Here is a 17,516-nt window from a genome sequence, read left to right on the forward strand (position 1 = left end):
GGCGGGCCGGTCCGGGCCGGACAGCGCGGCGGTGGCCGCGAGCAGCCCGGTGCGGGTCGGCCGGGCCCGGGCGTCGTAGCCCAGCCGGGCGCTCGCGGCGTCGGCGTCGGCGTCGAGGCCCGCGCCGTTGCCCCGGGAGATCAGTGACAGGCTCTCGTCGCCCCAGGCGCGCAGCGCGAGCACCCGGGCCTGCGCGGTCATCGTCATCGGCACGTAGCCGTGGTCGCGGCTGTCGAGCAGGCGGGCGCGCTGCACCCCGAACGCGGCGAGCGTCCACCCGAGGGCGAGCGCGGCGAGCAGTGTGGCCGCGACCAGCGCCGGGTTGAAGATCCGGTTGGTCCGCCGGAACAGCCGAACCTGCAGGATGACCAGGACGGCGAGCGTCGCCAGCCCCGCGACGGCAACGACCACCGGGTGGTAGGCACGGCTGGCCTGCCGGTAGTCGTGGTCGATGCGGTCGGCGGCGGCCGCGGCGAGCCGGTCGCCGGCCGGCAGGATCGTGCCCTGCATCAGGCTGGACGCCGCCCGCTGGTAGGCGCCGCCGACGACGAGACCGAGCCGGTTGTTCGCCCGGGCCTGCTCCACCTCGCCGGTGTAGACGGGCAGCTGCTCGGTGAGCACGGTCAGCGGCTCGCGCGGTCCGCCCGCCCGGGCAAGATCGACGATCCGCTCGCTGGCGTCGGTGATGGCCCGCTGGTAGGCGGCCCGCTGGTCGGGGGGCTCGACGCCGCCGGCGAGGAACGCCCGCGCCGCCGCGGCGTCGGCCGCGGAGAGGTCGGCGTGCAGGTTCTGCGCCGCGATGAACGACGCGCCGCTGTCGGTCCGCAGCGAATCCAGCGCCTGCTGGCGGGCCCGCACAGTGGTGAAGGCCGCGACCCACAGGACGAGCAGGCCGACCGTCACGATGATCGACAGCAGCCGCAGCCGGCCGGGCGGGGTCGCCGTGCGGCGCCGCAGCCCTCGGCGCCCGGGCGAGCCGGCGCTGCCGCCGTCAGTCGGGGTGGGGGGAGGCGACGGCGTGCCCACCGCGGTCATATCCGGTTACCTTAGGTGAACTACGGCGTTGCGTGGTAGAAGTGTCAGCTTTGCGTCATCACAGTCGCGGCAGACGCCCGCTCGCCGACCTGACCCGTTTCCCGACCTGCCCCGGTGCGCGGGGCACCGGGCGCGATCGAGCTCGGCCAGACGATCAGTGTGGCACGAGGTCCGGGTGCACCGGTGCCGCCGCGTTGGCCATCACCTCGTCCGCCCGGTCCCACACGCGGTGCAGGCCGAGCGCCAGGGTCAGACGGTCGGTGAACGTCTTGGTAACCGTCTCGGCGACGAGGACGCCGGCATGGTCGGCGGTGATTCCCGCGGCCGCCAGAATGCGGGCACCGGAGCCCCACGCGGCCAACGGCTTGAGGTGCCGATAGGCCTCCTGCAGCAGCAACGTCACCTTAAGCGCGTCCGTCACCTGCAGGGGATCCCGCGGGGAGGTGGCTCCGGCGACGACGACGGCGTCGAACTCGATGGAGCGGGCGGTGAGGTTCGTCCGCTCGATGACCTCGGTGTGCCGGCCGTGGTGGAGAACCCCGCCGACGGGTGCGATCACGAGGAGCTGCACCCCGAGGCCCGCCACCGCCTTGCGGAGCTTGTCGATGCCGCCGAGGTCGGCGTCCAGATCGGCGATCACGCCGATCCGGCGGCCCGCGACGGGGCCCGGCTCCGTCACGAGCTGGGACAGCGAGGGAGACAGGGCGACGTCGGGCGGTGTGCCGTCGGGAGCGGGCAGGCCCAGCCCGGCGGCGACCCGAGCGCACAGGTCGGCATCGACGTTGGCGAGGACGGCGAGCTGCCGTTCCTTGATGGCCTGCTCGTACACCTTGCCCAGTTCGAAGGTGAAGGCCTCGACGATGTGCGCCCGCTCGATCGGACTGACGCTGCGGTAGAACATCGCGGCCTGGGAGAAGTGGTCGTCGAAGGAGGCCGGGTTCGCCCGCACGACTCGGCCTTCGACGGGCCGCGACCGCTGCACGTAACCGTTGTCCGCCTCCGCCGCGACGATGGGCAGACCCTCGTCGACGCTGTTGGGCAGGTAGGGCGCGAGGCCGGTGTGGATTGCGGACTGATGGAAGCCGTCGCGGAGCATGTCGTTGACCGGGCAGTGCGCCCGGTTGATCGGCAGCTGGGTGAAGTTCGGGCCGCCGAGTCGGGTGAGCTGGGTGTCGAGGTAGGAGAAGAGCCGGGCCTGCATGAGGGGATCGTCGGTGACCTCGATGCCGGGGACGAGGTTGCCGGTGTGGAAGGCGACCTGTTCGGTCTCGGCGAAGTAGTTCGTCGGATTCGCATCCAGGGTCAACCGGCCGATCAACTGCACGGGAGCCAGTTCTTCGGGCACCAGTTTCGTGGGATCGAGCAGGTCGATGCCTTCGAAGGCGTGCGTGCCGTCGTCGGGCAGGACCTGGATGCCGAGTTCGTACTCGAGGAAGGCGCCGGCGTCGATCCCGTCGGCCAGATCGCGGCGGTGGAAGTCCGGATCGACCCCCGCGGCGATCTGCGCCTCCTCCCACACCAGCGAGTGGACGCCGCTGACCGGCTTCCAGTGGAACTTCACCAGGCTGGTGCGGCCCTCGTCGTTGACCAGCCGGAAGGTGTGGACGCCGAAACCCTCCATCGTGCGGTAGGACCGGGGGATGCCACGGTCACTCATGTTCCACAGGACGTGGTGGGTGGCCTCGGTGTGGAGGGAGACGAAATCCCAGAAGTTGTCGTGTGCCGACTGCGCCTGCGGAATCTCCCGGTCCGGCCGGGGTTTGCCGGCGTGAATGACATCCGGGAACTTGATACCGTCCTGGATGAAGAACACCGGGATGTTGTTGCCGACGAGGTCGAAGTTCCCCTCGGTGGTGTAGAACTTGACGGCGAAACCGCGGGTGTCGCGGACGGTGTCCGCCGATCCGCGGGATCCGAGGACGGCGGAGAACCGGGCGAACACGGGCGTTCGGCGTCCCGTGGCGGCCAGGAACCCGGCCCTGGTCACCGATACCGCCGTCCCGTAGGACTCGAAGACGCCGTGCGCGCCGGCGCCGCGGGCATGCACGACCCGCTCCGGAATCCGTTCGTGATCGAAATGGGTGATCTTCTCGCGGAGGTGAAAGTCCGCCAGCAGCGTGGGGCCGCGTTCGCCGACCTTGAGGGAGTGGTCGGTGTCGGGGAGCCGGAGCCCCTGCGCGGAAGTCAGGTAGACGTCCTCCTGCGCGGGTGCCGCGAGGCGGGGCGCATTGCCCTCGGCGGCGCCGTGGGAAGCGGCCGACCGGGAGGCGGCCTGATCAGAGTGACGGGCGGTGGGCATCGCGACTCCGTATGGGTAGAGCGAAGGAAAGACAGACTTCGCCCATCCGCGGCCGAATCCGGACGCAGGCCGACGAACCTTCTTCGCCGTGCGATCGCGAGCAGGATAACTCTGGGTAGCCCCATGGCGCTGGATTGATAGCTCCCCGAGAAGTGTCTACGGCGCTGGCCGCGGTCGGGGGGGAAGGCGTGGCGACCCGGTCTGCGGGGTTTCGCGGCGACGGACGTCGAACGGTCCCGCCAGGTCGGTGAGCGTGAACAGCCGGTAGGCCAGCGGGCGGGCCCCGATCACGACCAGCCTTTGCCCCGACGGAATCGCGCGCTTGCGGGCGGCGATCAGCGCGCCCAGTCCCTGGGCGTCGAGGAAGTCGACCTCGCCGATGTCGACCACGATGGTGGGTGCGTCGGCGCGGACGGCTGCGAACAGCGCCGAGCGGAAAGCCCCGGCACTGGCCAGGTCGACCTCTCCACTCACCTCGACGACGGTTTCGGCGGTTCCGTGGTGGACCGTCACCGCCAGCCTCTCGGCAACCCAGGTGCGCCGTCGATATCCGGTTGGTGGGGGCTCGGCGTCGACCTCGGCTGATTCGCTCATCGCCGGGTCTTCCGTGGGTAATGAGGACCCGCCCGCTGTCATCCTGGGCCGGCTGGAGCCGCGGGGGAATCCGCTGAGACCCTCATGCCCGTAGGCTCCCTTGCACGTCGAAAATCAACGCGTCGCCGGGAGTCTGGAGCGACGTCGGCTGTCGGAAGCCATCGTCACTGTGGCAGGTCGGACGTCCCACCGCAAGTCCGGCCATCCGCTCGGGGGGCAGCGGCCGTGGAACCACGATCCCAATGCCGGGGCCGCCCGGCCGCGGCGGTGAACCGGGCGGCCACCGATGCGTTCGTCGTCCGTCGGCAGCCGTAGGCTGTGGATGTCCTGTAGGTGGTTAACAGGCCGTTTGCCGGTGCATCGAGGTGGGCAGTGCGGCCCAGTGTCGGGAGGGGCTATCGCCTCGAATGAGCGGGTCCGGTCCGGGCTCGGTGCGGCCGTCGTGGCTGGCAGCGGTCTGGCGGCGGCCGATGGTCTGTGCCGGGCGTGCGTGCGGCTTCTCGGGGTCGATGGGGCGGCGGTTTCGGTGGTGCGTGACGGTGCCTCGACGGGGACGTTCGGTTCCAGCGGCGCGTTGAGTCGGCGGCTGGACGAGCTTCAGTTCACCTTCGGTGAAGGCCCGTGTCTCGACGCGGTGCGCGACGGCCGCCCGGCGCTGGTCCCCGACCTCACGCTGACGGCCCAGACGCCGTGGCCGGTGTTCGCCGGCGCGGTGATGGCCGTCGGAGTACGGGCGGTGTTCGCCCTGCCCGTGGTGCTCGCCGGAGCGCCGATAGGCGCCCTGGACCTGTTTCGCCGTACCCCCGGCCCGCTCGGTGCGGAGAATCTGGCGGGGGGTCTGTTCGCCGCGAAGTTGGCCACGTTGCCGCTGCTGGATCTGGGGGGCGGGGATCTCGATTGGGAGGCTGCCGGTGACAGCGGCGAAGGGATACGCGAGTTTGCCTCCCTCGAGCGGATCGAGGTCTACCAGGCCACCGGGATGATTATGGCGCAATGCGACGTCGATCCGGCCGAGGCGCTGGTCCGGCTGCGGGCCTACGCGTTCGCGCACGACCTGACGGCGAGCGAGGCCGCGTGGCGGGTGGTGCAGCGTCAGGTGGCGCTCGACGACGACAGCGCCTGGGTCCTCCCGGACGACGACCCGGGGATGATCTCGTGAGTGCGGAGCGGGAACGGCAGGTCACCCGGGCCTTCGTGTCGTTGGCGAACAGCCTGGTGGACCGCTTCGACGTGGTGGACCTGCTGGACGGGCTGACCGCGGACTGTGCCCGGTTGCTCGACGTCGAGTCCGCGGGACTGCTCCTGGCCGACCAGCGCGGCACCCTGCACATGGTGGCGGCGTCCTCCGAACGCACCCGCAACCTGGAACTGCTCCAGCTGCAACGCGATCAGGGGCCGTGCCTGGACTGCTACCGCGAGGGAACGCCCGTCAGCGTCGCCGATCTGCGGACGGCCACGGCGCGCTGGCCCCAGTTCGTCGCCGCCGCGACGCAGGCCGGCTTCATCTCGGTTCACGCCCTGCCCATGCGGCTGCGGGGCACGGTCCTGGGCGCCCTCGGTCTGTTCGGAACGCAGGCCGGGACGCTCAACGAGGACGACCTGAGCCTCGGCCAGGCCCTCGCGCACGTGGCGAGTGTCGCGATCGTGCAGGACAAGGCGGCCACCGACCAGATTTTGATCAACGAACAGTTGAAGGGCGCGTTGACCAGCAGAGTCGTCCTGGAACAGGCCAAGGGCTTTCTGGCCCAGCAGGGCGGCCTCGGGATGGACGAGGCCTTCGGCCGGCTGCGGACCTACGCCCGTGACCACAATTTGCGACTCACCGATGTCGCCCGCGCGGTCGTCGCCCGGGATATCCCCGCCCAGCGTCTGCTCGATCACGCCGCCACCAGGGCGTCTCGCCCGCCGCGTGCCAAGCCGAGCTGACCGCCGTAGGGCTGGGGTAGTCTGAGCGTTGTCACTTCAGCGTGGCAGTGTTCTCGTCCTGGTCTGGTCCGCACGCCTGTTCCGGGTTCCCTCTCGCTGATGCGTTGTCGGCTGAGAGGGATGACCATGGGCGTGGATGCCGTGGCCGGATTAAGTGCAACAGAAGCGACTCCGGCGGGGCTGACACCACCGGCCGCGCGGATTCGTGGCAGCGAGTACGCCGAACTGCAGCGCCGTGTCACGGGCGCGGCGTTACTGGATCGCCGGATCGGCTGGTATGCCGGGCGGATCGCGGTGACCCTGAGCCTGCTGGCCGGCGGCTGGTGGGCGTTTGTCACGCTCGGGAATTCGTGGTGGCAGTTGGCCACAGCGGCGTTTCTCGCGGTGATGTTCACGCAGGTGGCGTTCATCGGGCACGACGCGGGCCACCGCCAGATCTTCACCGGCCGCGGCGGCAACGACATCGTGGGCCTGTTGGCGGGGAACGTGCTGGTGGGGCTGAGTTACGGCTGGTGGGTGGCCAAGCACAACCGCCACCATCGCCATCCCAACCAGGTGGGCCGCGACCCGGACATCGCTCCCGGCGCGTTCGTGTTCACCGCCGCCGAGGCCGGGCGGCGGCGCGGGTGGGCGCGCCGGCTGACCCGTCATCAGGCGTACCTGTTCTTCCCGATCCTCCTGCTGGAGGGGCTGAATCTGCACGTTGCCAGCGTGCGCGAGCTGGCCGGGCGGCGGGACCGGGCCGGGCGGCGGGACCGGGCCGTTGCCGTGGAGGTGGTGCTGCTGGCGGTTCACCTCGCCGGATACCTGACCGCCGTCGCCGTGATTCTCCCGCCGGTCAAGGCGGTGGTCTTCGTGCTCGTCCATCAGGCGCTGTTCGGCCTGTACATGGGATGCGCGTTCGCTCCGAACCACAAGGGAATGGCAATCCTCTCCGGCGACGAACCCGACTTCCTGCGCCGGCAGGTGGTGACGGCGCGCAACATCCGGGGTGGTCGGGTCACCGATGCGGTGTTCGGGGGGTTGAACTACCAGATCGAACATCACCTGTTCCCGAGCATGCCGCGACCGAGCCTGCGCCGGGCCCAGTCACTGATCCGCGCGTTCTGCCAGGCGAGCGGCGTCGGCTATCGGGAGACCGGCGCGCTGGCCTCCTACGCCGAGGCGCTGCGGCTTCTGCACCGCCTCGGCGCGCCGCTGCGCCACCCGACCCCGGAAAAGCGGATGATCACTGCTCTGGATCTGGTCGCTGCCCAGGGCGCCCCCCGCCGCGGACTGCAGGCGCGTGAATAGATCGTGAATAGATTCGGCCGTCGGTCCGCGCGGCCTGCCCAGGAACCTTCAGGGCGCCGATCTGCGCGGCGGCCGGGGCGAGACGGAGGCGACGACGAACACCCGCAGGGTCGCCTCGACGGCGTCGCTGTCCTCGGGTGGATCGGTCATCAGCATGTTCTGGACGCGCAGCAGCCAGCGGGCCATCGCGGGGGCGCCGACATCGTCGCGCAGCTCGCCGCGCTCCTGGGCGGCGGCGACGTAGCCGGTGAGCGCGGGCAGGGTCCGCTGCTGGATCACGCCCGAGGCGTAGGCGGCACCGACCGTCTGGGCGGCGTTGTCGCGGTCGAACAGCAGGGACAGGAACGGCGACTGCGCGACCGCCCGCCGGGCGGCGAGGAACGCGTCGACGAACCTGTCCTCGAACGGGCCGGCCCCGCCCATGATCCGGTCGGAGCCGGCCATGAGCCCGCGGGCCTCGATGAGCACCACCCCGGCGAGCACCTCGTCGCGACTTCTGAAGTAGGCGTACACGGTGGTGCGGTGAATCAGCGCCTCGCGGGCGATGTCCTCCACGGTCGTGCGGGCAACCCCGTGGCGCAGGTAGCAGCGCATCGCCGCGAGCAGGATGCGTTCGCGGGCCTCGTCCTCGGTGCCCGGGGCGTGATCGCCCCACCGCGCCGGCTGGGCTCGGGCCATCTACAGATCCTAACATCTGTCGTCTCCAGGAGCCGTGATCAGGAGCCCAACACCGCGGTGAGTGGGAACTGCGGACGTCATTCTACGGATCTTGTCGTGTGTTGACCCGGCCAATGAGGGTGGGTAGCGTCCCGAGCTGACCGCGAGGCCGGGTTTCGCTCGGTCCGAGATCGCCACGTTGCGTCCAGAGAAGGCAGTGGGATGAGTCGTCTTGAGGGCAAGGTCGCGCTGGTCACGGGTGCGGCCCGCGGGCAGGGCAGGTCCCATGCGGTGCGGCTGGCCGAGGAGGGCGCCGACCTGATCCTCGTGGACGTGCTCAGGGACTTACCGACACTCGAGTACGGTCTCGCCACCGCCGACGACCTCGCCGCGACGGTGGCGGCGGTCGAGGCCGCGGGCCGGCGGGTCGTGTGGGGTCAGGCCGACGTCCGCGACGGCGACGCACTTCAGGCGCTGGTGGACCGCGGGGTCGGCGAACTCGGCCGGCTGGACATCGTCTCCGCCAACGCCGGCATCTCTCCCCGGCTCGTGAAGCTCTGGGAGATCACGCCGGCCGAGTGGGACGAGCAGATCTCCGTCAACCTGACCGGCGCGTTCAACACGATCCGCGCGGTCGTGCCCCCGATGATCGCCGGTGGGCGCGGGGGAGCGATCGTGCTCACCAGCTCCGGGGCGGGCCTCGCCGGGATCCCGCATCTCGGCGCCTACAACGCGAGCAAGCACGGCGTCGTCGGCCTGGCGCTGACGCTGGCCAACGAGCTGGCCCGCCACGACATCCGGGTCAACGCCCTGTGCCCCGGGACCGTCGGCACCCCGATGGTCACCCAGAACCGCGCCCAGTACGGCGTCTTCCGGCCCGACCTCGAGGATCCGAACCTGGCGGACACCAAGGAGGCGCTGAAGAGGGTCTCCCCGCTCGGTCGACCCTGGATCGAGCCGATCGACGTGACCAACGCCCTGCTCTGGCTGGTCAGCGACGAGGGGCGCTACGTCACCGGCATCACGCTGCCGATCGACCAGGGCACGCGCAACAGGTCGTAGGCGCCCGCCAGCCGTCCGCCGGCCCTCAGAAGACTATTTCGATGCCGTCTTCGATGCCGTCTTCGATGCCGTCGCTTTCCGGTAGCGACTGGCAGGTCAGAATATAGCCGTCCCTGATGTCGACCGGGTCCAGCAGTTCGTCGCGCAGCATCCGCACCCTGCCTCTGACGACCTGCGCCGTGCAGGTTCCGCACTCGCCCTCGCGACACGAGTACGGCGCGTCAATGCCCTGATCCAGCAGCACGTCGGTCAACGGGACCGTCACCGGCCAGGCGAGATCGTGCGTCTTTCCCAGGAGTTGCACCCGCACCGCGACGGTCCGGACGGCGTCGGCCGCGGCCGGCAGCGGGATGGGAACATCGGTGAACGGATCTCCGGACAACGACGTGAAGACCTCGGTGTGCATGCGGTCACGAGGTACCTGGAGTCCTCTGAGGGCCTCGTTCACCACCGCCATGAAGGGCGCGGGACCGCAGGTGAAGGCCTCGAAGGCGGCGTAGGGCGACAGCAGTCCCTGGAGCTGCTCGCGGGACGGCAGGCCCTGCACGGTCTCGAGCCAGTGCAGCACGGTGAGCCGCGCGGGCGAGCGCCCGGCGAGCTCGACGAGCTCGTCCCGGAAGATGACCGACCGCTCGTCCCGGTTCGCATAGAGCAGCACGATCCGACCCGTGCCCTGCGCGAGCGCCGACTTCAGGATCGACAGCAGCGGCGTGATCCCGCTGCCGGCGCCGCACAACAGGAAGTCGCCGTCGAGCGACTTCGGCACGAAGACCCCGCCGGGCGGCAGGACCTGGATCTCCATGCCGGCGACGATGTTGTCGCAGAGCCAGTTCGAGCCGTAGCCCGCTGGGGTCCTCTTGACGGTGACCGTCAGTTCGCTGTCCACGAAGGGCGAACTGGAGATCGAGTAGCAGCGCGCCACCGAGCCGGTCTGATCGCTGGGTATGCGCAGGGTCAGGAACTGGCCGGGCTGGTAGTCGAACGTCGCCGCGTCCGCAGCGTCGACCTCGAAGCCGATCGACACGGCGTCGGGGGTTTCCCTGGTGACCTGTGCGACCCGCAGAACACGGGAGTGGCCGCCGGCGGGGGCGTCTGCGGTCGTGGCTGCGGTGGGGGAGATGGCGAGCTCCTGGCTCCTGGCTGCTGGCAAGTGCCTTCTGCCAGCACGGTAGTTGGGAACGCCGTTCCCGGGCAAGCGGGGCGGGCCCGGCCCGGTCCGGGAGCCCGCCCGGGTGCCCTCGGCCGGCGGGCGGGCGGTCCCGCGGGCACCCGGCGCGGCCGGCTGACTTGCGGGGGAATGCCATTCCCACCTAATGTGTTCCACATCGGGGGCAACGGTGGAATGGTGTTCCGGCCGGGCCCGCTCAACAATGCTCAGGGGCTGCTGCCGCCACGAGGGAGAGCGATACGATGAAGTTGCACGGGTTGGACCTCAACCTGACCGGCTGGTTCCAGGTGGCGTGGTCCGGTGACATCGGCCCGGAGCAGGTCGTGCCCCTGCGTTACTTCGGGCGCAACCTGGTCGCCTACCGCGGCAAGGACGGCGCGGTCCGAGTTCATGATCGCTACTGCCGCCACCTCGGCGCGAGCCTCGCCCACGGCGGCTGTGTGGTGGACGAGGGCATCCAGTGCCCCTTCCACGGCTGGGTGTGGGCCCCCGACGGTCACAACGTCTCGATTCCCTACCAGGACCGGCCGAACAAGGCCCGCCGGCTCGGGGCGTGGCCGGTGGTGGAGCGCAACGAGTCGATCTACGTCTGGTTCGACCCGGCCGGCCGCGAGCCCTCCTGGGACGTGCCCAACGCCCTCACCGACGCGCCGCAGGCCGCCCAGCGGGAGTTCCACCCGGCCTGGCCCGACGGTCGGGCCCACTACCGCGACCTGCATATCCACCCACAGATGGTCGTCGAGAACGCCGTGGACCCGCAGCACTTCCGCTTCGTCCACCGGACCCCGGCCAGCCCGGTCATCCTCGAGGAGCGGGTCGAGGGACCGATCTGGTGGGCGCGGGCCGGTTTCGGTGGTGGCTGGCTGCGCCACCCCCACGACAGCGACGGCAAGCTGCGCACCGACTCCTACAACACCCTCGACATCGTCTGGTCGGGGATGGGCGTCAGCGTCAACGTCGAACACACCGCCGAGGGCGTCCGGGTCATCACGATCAACATCACCCCGGTCGAGGACGGCAAGACCGAGATCTTCGCCACCTACTGGATCGACCGCAACGACGGCGACCTGGCCGACGGCAGCTACCAGCGCCGGCTCGAGCAGACCAAGGGCGCGCTGCCCGACGACGTCCTGATCTGGGAGAACCAGGTCTACCTCGACCCGCCGGCGCCCACCGCCGCAGAGGCCAGCGGGTTCCGCCGGATGCGCGCCTGGGCCGGCCAGTTCTATCCCGACGGCGGCGCCACGAACGGCCCGAACACCGTCGGCGACAGCACCGTCACGGCGCCCGGCGGCCTCAGCGCGAGCGTCTCCGCCTGACCCGCCTGGCCCACGCCGCGCCACGTCCAACCGTGCCGCCCGCACGACAGCGCCCCCGCCGGGCCGCATATGCCCCCGGCGGGGGCGCTGTCGTCGGCAACGACTCGCGGATCAGATCCGAGGGTGGGTGGCTTTCGCGCCGCCCCGGCCGGGGTCAGGCGCGGGCGAGGTACTGGGTGGGGAACGTGTAGGTGGTGCCGTCGGCGTAGCGCTCGGTCTCGACGATCGGCAGCCCGGTGTAGGCGGTGGGGGGCGTGATGTACAGGGTCTCGGTCAGCCCCTGGAAGTTGTACGTGGCGGTGAGCGACGTGCCGTAGATGCCCCATGCGACGTTGCTGGCGTAGCCCCAGTACGACGGCTTCGTGGAAAGTCCGAGGAATGCGTGGGAGAGGACGCTGACCTTCACGGAGTTCCAGTTCGAGCAGTTCGGGAACTCGAGGGCGACGACAATGAGATGGCCGTCGGGATCGGTGGCCTCCCAGGTCCCCTGATAGGGGTTGTTGGTGCAGGTGGAGGCCTGCGCGGCCGGGGCGGCCAGACCCAGGGCCGCGGTGAGGCCGACCGCGAGAGCGGCCGCGGTGAACAGTGCTCCGAGCCGGCGGACGGGCCGGGCGAAACGACGTGACATGGAAACCCCCGTAATCGGTGCTTTGGCTTGCTGCGCAAGCAACGATGCCAGCTTCCCGATTTCCGAGAGATTATTGTCGGCTGCTGTACAGAACTCGGCTGCTGTACAGAACACCGCGGCAGACAGCTTGGCCGATCACGGGGTCAGCCCCGGGCTCCGCCGACGGCACGCATCGCCACCATTCATGACTGTTCGCCGAGCGGCTACCGGCTGGCCCTGGTGCTGGTGAGCCCTCGACGTCGGTGCCCAGCTCCAGTGGGATGGTGCAATCGAGTCATGTGGGTGACTGGGTCATCCTGTTCGGGTGACGGTCGGGGGCGATGGTCGCGCTCCACGTCCGGGTCGTCGGACGGGCGGCCGAAGCCCTCCACCTTGTCGAACAACCGCGACCTCGGGTCATCAGCGGCCCGAGCGGTTCCGCGGGACCGTCCCGCGGCGGCTCGCTCGGCCCGGGAGGAGCGTCAGCGATTACCGAAGCCTGTCAGTGCGGTCCCCAGTGGCGTGCTCGCCACATCTCCCCCATGCTGTAACCGGCGGCGATCGGATCCCTCCCATGGGTGACATCGTCGCGACGAGGTGGCCACCGTCCAGTGTCCAGCGGCGTCTCCACGAGCCGTGACCCAACGACGGGAAGCAGAACATGATCCTCAAACGGACGTTGTCGATGCTTGCCCTGTTTCTTGCCGCTGCCGCGGCTTTCGCGCTCTTCCCCGCAGCCGTGGCGCAGGCGCGGCCCGTGGGGGGCGCCAGAGTCTACCGGCCTGCTGTCGTCGTCGCGCCCCACCGGGTGTACCGGCCTGGTGCGGTCTCCGGGCCCGCGCCCGTCTACGTTGCCCCGCCGACCTCCGGGCCTGCGGTGGTCTACGTGCCGCCCCGGGTCTACCGGCCGGGCGTTCGGCGCCGCTGAGAACGGTGCCGTGATGTAGGTCCGTCCGTGCGGGTAGCCCGTCGCCGCGCGCTGCCCGCACGGATCGGTGTCGACACACATCGTACCGTCGGCGTCGAACCACTCAACGTTACGTTACGTGGAGGGGTGGGAGGTGGACAGAGCGGCGCGAATCATCGGGATCTGCAGCGGCAGGCGGGCCCACAGGGCGGCCGCCTGAGCGACGTCGCGGGACCGGCCGCCGCTCCTGCGGGCCTGGGCGGTGGCGTCCAGCGCCGACTGGAGGTTCCCCGGCCACACTCCGACGAGCACGGCGGTGCTGGCCGGTCCCGCCCACCGGGCCTTCGTCAGCAAGCCGGCCGCGCAGACCAGTTCGGCGACGCCGCTGACGTAGACGATCGCCCGGGGAGCGGGCAGCGCCCGCGGTATCAGTGGCTCGAAGACGGCGGGACGCACCAGGTGCGTCACCCCGCTGACCAGGAAGCCCCCGGTTACTAGCCACGGGCTGGGCCGGCTGAATCGTGAAGGCGTCACGGATTCATCGAACCACCGCGCGGCCCCGGAGGTCACGGTCATCATCGGCACGGCCAGCACCCGGTGAACAACGCCGGCGGCGATCTCGAAACAGTCGAAGTAGGCCGCCGGTCTACTCGTGGAATCGGGTCAGACGCTCGCTCAGGATCCGGTCAAGTGCTGCCCGTCCCGCCGGACCCCACGCCGGCTTGCCGCCGGGCAGGCCGCGGTCGCCGTTCTGACCCATCAGCAGCAGGAAGAGGCTCGTGCGCGCGGCCAGCCCGCGGGCGCGCCGGACCGTCGCCTCGTCAGCCTCCGCGTACGCGGCGAAGAAACGTGCGGCCGCGCCCGCCGGCAGCAGCACCCAGGCGGCCGCCAGGTCCGACGCCGGGTCGCCGACGAACAGGTCGCCGAAGTCGACGACGCCCGCCAGCGTCCCGGCCGCGACGACGACGTTCGCGGGATGCAGGTCGCCGTGCACCCACACCGGCGGTCCTGCCCATGCGGGGGCCGCGACGGCGTCGTCCCAGACGGCCCGGACGTCGGCGGCGTCGGAGCCGATCGTGTCAGCGTCGACGGAGTCGAGGAACCGGTCGAAGACGTTCGTGCAGTCCCTGGGATGCGCGCCGCGGCCTGTATCGACCGGTGCGTCGGCGGGCGCTGCCACATGCAGCGCCCGGAGGAACGCCGCCAGGGTGTCGGCCGCGTGCTCGCCGCGGGTGATCGACCCGTGGTCCAGCGGCAGGCCCGGCACCCAGGTCATGACCGTCCACATCTTGGGGAAACGCTCGCCGGGCGCACCGCTGCGCACCGGGACGGGGATGGGCAGCGGCAGGCGTGGAGCGAGCAGCGGCAGCCACCGGCGCTCCTTGAGCTGATGATCGGGATCGGTGTCCATGCGCTGGATCCGCACGGCCAGCTCGTCCCCGAGGCGCCACATCTGGTTGCCCCAGCCGCCCTCCACCTCGCGCAGGGGCAGCTCGGCCAGGTCCGGATGCTGGTCCCGCAGCAGGTCGCGGACGAGACCCGCGGTAATCCCGGTCTTGATCTCGGTCATGCGGAGCGACCATAACGGGTTCGACCACGACAACGCTGCCCGACCGTTCCGACGTGCGATCGACGCGCAGGCTCCGGAGCTTCACACCATCGCGGGGTCGGCGGGCAACCCGGCGCGGGTGTGCCGGCCCGACTACGCGAAGTGCAGCGGAACTGCGCCGGCCGGTGGTGGCAGGCCGCCGGGCACCTCCAGGCGGCGCGCGTCGGGCCGCAGCCAGGCCGCCCCGGCGGGCGGGCCGGGGCGGCCCAGCAGGTAGCCCTGGCCGTAGGGGATGCCCGCGGCCATCGCGGTGGCCAGCTCCGCCGGGGTCTCGATGCCCTCGGCGACGACGCTGCCGCCGATCTCGCTGGCGACCTCGACCAGGCCGGTCGCGATGGCGCGGCGGGCGGCGTCGGTGTCGATGTCCCGGGTGATGACACCGTCGAGCTTGATGATGTCCGGGCGCAGGTGCAGGAGTTGCTCCAGGCCCGCGTACCCGGTGCCGATGTCGTCGATGGCGATCCGCACCCCGCGGGTGCGCAGTTGCTCGACGGCGCTGAGCAGGTGCCGGTCGGTCCCGATGTGTTCGTGTTCGGTGATCTCGACGACGAGGCGGCCGGCCGGGGCGTCGGGAAGCAGGTCGAGCAGGCCGGCGGAGATGGTGGTGGGGGAGGCGTTGACGGCCAGGGTGAGATCGGCGGGCAGGACGGGCAGGACGGCGAGCGCGCGGCCGATGGCGAGTCGTTCCAGCTCGGTGCTCAGCCCGACGGTGGCCGCGTCGGCATACCAGCGTTGGGCGCCGCCGCGCCCGTCCGGGAACCGGGACAGCGCCTCCACGCCGATGATGCGCTGGTCGGCGAGCCGGAAGATCGGCTGGTAGATGATCTGTGGGCCGCCGCTGTCGATGAGGTCGCTGACCTCCTGCCAGACCCGGCGCCGGCGCGCCCACATCTCGTGCAGGTCGAGGACGGTGTCGCTGAGGAAGGCGGCCAGCAGCCGCAGGAAGCGCCCGTCGCGTTCCGGGCTCGCCGGCCGGGACCGGTGTCCGGCGCAGCACAGCACGCCGTACACCCTGCCCTCTCCGTCGATGATCGGTGCCGAGGCGTAGGAGCCGATGCTCCTGTCCCGAACGTCGCGGCTGTCGGCGAGGCGCGGATCGGCCAGCGTGTCCGCGACGGTCGCGGGCAGCTCGCCGGCCAGCACCTGCCCGAGCAGGGAGTCCCGGCGGCTGACCGTCGTGCCCGCGCGCAACCCGAACCCGGCGACGTCCCCGCACAGCACCTGCAGGACCAGGTGCCCGTCCTCGACCCTGGCCAGCGCGGCGAGGTCCATGTGGAGCTGGCGGCGCAGAATCTCCAGCAGATCCGCCACCACCGTGTCCGGTTGGGACAGTTCCGTCCCAGCGGCGGCCATCGCCAACGCGGGCACCATCCGGACCACCTCCACGGGGAGCATGCCCACCGTGACCTGCGGTCATGCCGGCCGGCCGCAACGGACGGCGTCGACGGCCGGCCCTGACGGACGGCGTCGATGGACGGCCCTGACGGGTGGGCCGGCGGCGGGTCGGGACCGAGGGCCCGGTCTCAGGTCAGCGCGGCGATGACGGTGTCACCGATCAGCTCGGCGAGCCGGGGCGGCGCACCCCGGCGGGTGCGGATGTGCAGCGGCTCGGGGTCGACCGGGGGCAGGTCGTCGCGCCGGACCAGGCCGGGTGGGACCGGGCCGACGTCCGCGAGCAACGCCACCCCGACGCCCGCCCGGGCGGCCTGGAGCACCCCGGCGAGGTGACCGGCCTCGCCGACCACCCAGGCGGTGCGGCCGGCCCGCGCCAGGGTGTTCAACGCCTGGCTGCGGATCGTGCACGGATCGTTGATGGCCACCAGGGGCAGCGGCTGGTCCGGTGGCGGCGGCGTCCAGCCGTCGGCCGCGTACCAGGCCAGCGGCAGGACGCCGGCGGGCCGGGACGCGGTCGTGCGGGCCGAGCCGATCAGCACGGCGACGTCGACCGCGCCCTGGTCGAGCGCCTCGGTGAGGCGGGCCCCCCGGTCGAGGCGGAACTGCACGCGTGCCTCCGGGAACCCGGCGGTGAGCGCCTCCATCCACAGCGGCAGCAGGTGATCCGCGGCGTGCTCGGTGGCGCCGACGGTGATCGTGGACGGCCGGGCCGGGCCGTTGATGCCGAGCTGCTGGAGTGTGCCGTCGTGCAGGGCGAGGATCCGTCGTGCCGCGGCGAGCAGGAGCTCACCGTCGGGGGTGAAGCGGGTGGCCCGACCGTCGGGCTCGACCAGCGGGCGCCCGACCGTCTTCTCCAGCCGCCGGACGTGCTGGCTGACCGCGGACTGCGAGACGCACAGGGTCTCCGCGGCCCGCCGGAAGCCGCCGCTGTCGGCGATCGAGATGAGGCTGCGCAAAGCGTTTATGTCGAGCACGGAGGACACAGGGCGCACCATAACACGAACGATCGCGAATCCTGATCGGTCCGATCGCGGATCGGAGTTGGACAACTGGAGGAAAACCCACCATCCTCATGGACATGGTCGGAGGGTCACGCGCGTCCCGGTTCGGGCAGGTCAACGCCCCTTCTGCCGGCTGTGCCGTCGCCGTCCCACTACCCCGGCGGGTGTTGACTCGCCGCCGGGTCGTCGACTTCGGCATTCTCGCCTCGTCCTGTTGTCGCTGCCGCTGACGCGACCCGCACCGCCCGCGCCCACCGACTTCGCCCGCCGCCCCGGCTCCGCCTGAGGGTGTCGGCGCGGTGACGCGCCGGCCGGTCGGGTAGCCCACCGCCGCCGCAACCGCGGCAGGCCGGTCCACCGCGGTACATGGTGCCGGCCCGGGCGCAGGCCAGGCCAGATCTTCGCACGGCGCGACGGCGTCGGCGGGGGTCGAGCTCGCCGGCCCTCCCGGTGTCCACGGTGCCGTCCGCGCTTCCACGCTGCTCCAGGCCAGGCGTCTGCCGCCCGGCCGCTTCCGTCCGGCCGTCTGTCCCTCTACGTCTTCGCCGCCGAGGTGCCCGCACGCTCGGCCGGCCGGGCGCGCCTGCCCCGTGCGCCGACGCCCCCGCCGGCCCCGGCATGCCCGCACCTGCCGAGCCCGCACC

Annotated in this window: 16 protein-coding genes; 6 read left to right on the top strand and 10 right to left on the bottom strand. The window is 71.3% G+C overall.

The genetic code is table 11. The features are described 5' to 3' along the window. The 3 genes from ND748_RS11050 to ND748_RS11060 form a co-directional block, all read right to left on the bottom strand. Positions 1-1,035, bottom strand: a 1,035-nt coding sequence (locus tag ND748_RS11050; RefSeq protein WP_251745582.1) for a hypothetical protein, incomplete at its 3' end; no start/stop codon positions are given. Between the two features lie 154 nt (positions 1,036-1,189). Then, a complete protein-coding gene (locus tag ND748_RS11055) occupies positions 1,190-3,334 on the bottom strand; it encodes a catalase (RefSeq protein ID WP_285901936.1) in 2,145 nt (714 codons plus the stop codon). Between the two features lie 156 nt (positions 3,335-3,490). Continuing rightward, a complete protein-coding gene (locus ND748_RS11060; protein ID WP_251745583.1) occupies positions 3,491-3,928 on the bottom strand; it encodes an STAS domain-containing protein in 438 nt (145 codons plus the stop codon). A 442-nt stretch (positions 3,929-4,370) separates the two neighbouring features. On the opposite strand from ND748_RS11060, the gene ND748_RS11065 reads away from it, so the two are divergent. The 3 genes from ND748_RS11065 to ND748_RS11075 all read left to right on the top strand — a co-directional run bounded on the left by ND748_RS11065 (position 4,371) and on the right by ND748_RS11075 (position 7,147). Further along, the gene (locus ND748_RS11065) at positions 4,371-5,087 is read left to right on the top strand and encodes a GAF and ANTAR domain-containing protein (protein ID WP_374215894.1); all 717 of its coding nucleotides are present in this window, start codon (positions 4,371-4,373) and stop codon (positions 5,085-5,087) included. Continuing rightward, positions 5,084-5,854, top strand: coding sequence for a GAF and ANTAR domain-containing protein (locus ND748_RS11070; protein ID WP_251745584.1), 771 nt, complete (start codon positions 5,084-5,086; stop codon positions 5,852-5,854). The genes ND748_RS11065 and ND748_RS11070 overlap by 4 nt, the downstream gene beginning before the upstream one ends. A 126-nt stretch (positions 5,855-5,980) precedes the next feature. Beyond that, complete coding sequence (locus ND748_RS11075; protein WP_251745585.1) at positions 5,981-7,147, top strand: acyl-CoA desaturase; 1,167 nt, start codon at positions 5,981-5,983, stop codon at positions 7,145-7,147. Positions 7,148-7,195: 48 nt separating this feature from the next. Here the strand turns inward: ND748_RS11075 and ND748_RS11080 are convergent, their stop codons facing one another. Further along, positions 7,196-7,825, bottom strand: a complete 630-nt coding sequence (locus ND748_RS11080; RefSeq protein ID WP_251745586.1) for a TetR/AcrR family transcriptional regulator — start codon at positions 7,823-7,825, stop codon at positions 7,196-7,198. Between the two features lie 201 nt (positions 7,826-8,026). Between ND748_RS11080 and ND748_RS11085 the strand changes: the two genes are divergently transcribed. After that, positions 8,027-8,866, top strand: coding sequence for a mycofactocin-coupled SDR family oxidoreductase (locus ND748_RS11085; RefSeq protein WP_251745587.1), 840 nt, complete (start codon positions 8,027-8,029; stop codon positions 8,864-8,866). Positions 8,867-8,891: 25 nt separating this feature from the next. Here the strand turns inward: ND748_RS11085 and ND748_RS11090 are convergent, their stop codons facing one another. Continuing rightward, on the bottom strand, positions 8,892-10,016 hold the full coding sequence (locus tag ND748_RS11090) for a ferredoxin--NADP reductase (protein WP_251745588.1): 1,125 nt from the start codon (positions 10,014-10,016) through the stop codon (positions 8,892-8,894). A gap of 260 nt (positions 10,017-10,276) precedes the next feature. Between ND748_RS11090 and ND748_RS11095 the strand changes: the two genes are divergently transcribed. Continuing rightward, positions 10,277-11,353 carry a Rieske 2Fe-2S domain-containing protein gene (locus ND748_RS11095; protein WP_251745589.1) on the top strand — a complete coding sequence of 359 codons (1,077 nt, stop codon included), beginning with the start codon at positions 10,277-10,279 and terminating at the stop codon, positions 11,351-11,353. A 154-nt stretch (positions 11,354-11,507) separates the two neighbouring features. On the opposite strand, the gene ND748_RS11100 is transcribed toward ND748_RS11095, so the two are convergent. Then, complete coding sequence (locus ND748_RS11100) at positions 11,508-11,981, bottom strand: hypothetical protein (protein WP_251745590.1); 474 nt, start codon at positions 11,979-11,981, stop codon at positions 11,508-11,510. 640 nt (positions 11,982-12,621) lie between these two features. Here ND748_RS11100 and ND748_RS11105 point away from each other — a divergent pair. Next, complete coding sequence (locus ND748_RS11105; RefSeq protein ID WP_251745592.1) at positions 12,622-12,888, top strand: hypothetical protein; 267 nt, start codon at positions 12,622-12,624, stop codon at positions 12,886-12,888. Between the two features lie 114 nt (positions 12,889-13,002). On the opposite strand, the gene ND748_RS11110 is transcribed toward ND748_RS11105, so the two are convergent. The 4 genes from ND748_RS11110 to ND748_RS11125 form a co-directional block, all read right to left on the bottom strand. Continuing rightward, positions 13,003-13,401, bottom strand: a complete 399-nt coding sequence (locus ND748_RS11110) for a DoxX family protein (RefSeq protein ID WP_251745594.1) — start codon at positions 13,399-13,401, stop codon at positions 13,003-13,005. Positions 13,402-13,513: 112 nt separating this feature from the next. Further along, positions 13,514-14,437 (bottom strand): phosphotransferase, encoded by a 924-nt coding sequence (locus tag ND748_RS11115; RefSeq protein WP_251745595.1) that lies wholly within the window; start codon positions 14,435-14,437, stop codon positions 13,514-13,516. Between the two features lie 132 nt (positions 14,438-14,569). Then, entirely contained in the window at positions 14,570-15,871 is a 1,302-nt protein-coding gene (locus ND748_RS11120; protein ID WP_251745597.1) for an EAL domain-containing protein, read from the bottom strand. Between the two features lie 128 nt (positions 15,872-15,999). Next, the gene (locus tag ND748_RS11125; RefSeq protein ID WP_251745599.1) at positions 16,000-16,866 is read right to left on the bottom strand and encodes a LysR family transcriptional regulator; all 867 of its coding nucleotides are present in this window, start codon (positions 16,864-16,866) and stop codon (positions 16,000-16,002) included. Positions 16,867-17,516 lie beyond the last annotated feature (650 nt).

The sequence above is a fragment of the Frankia sp. AiPs1 genome (genome assembly GCF_023716945.1).
GTDB lineage: Bacteria > Actinomycetota > Actinomycetes > Frankiales > Frankiaceae > Frankia.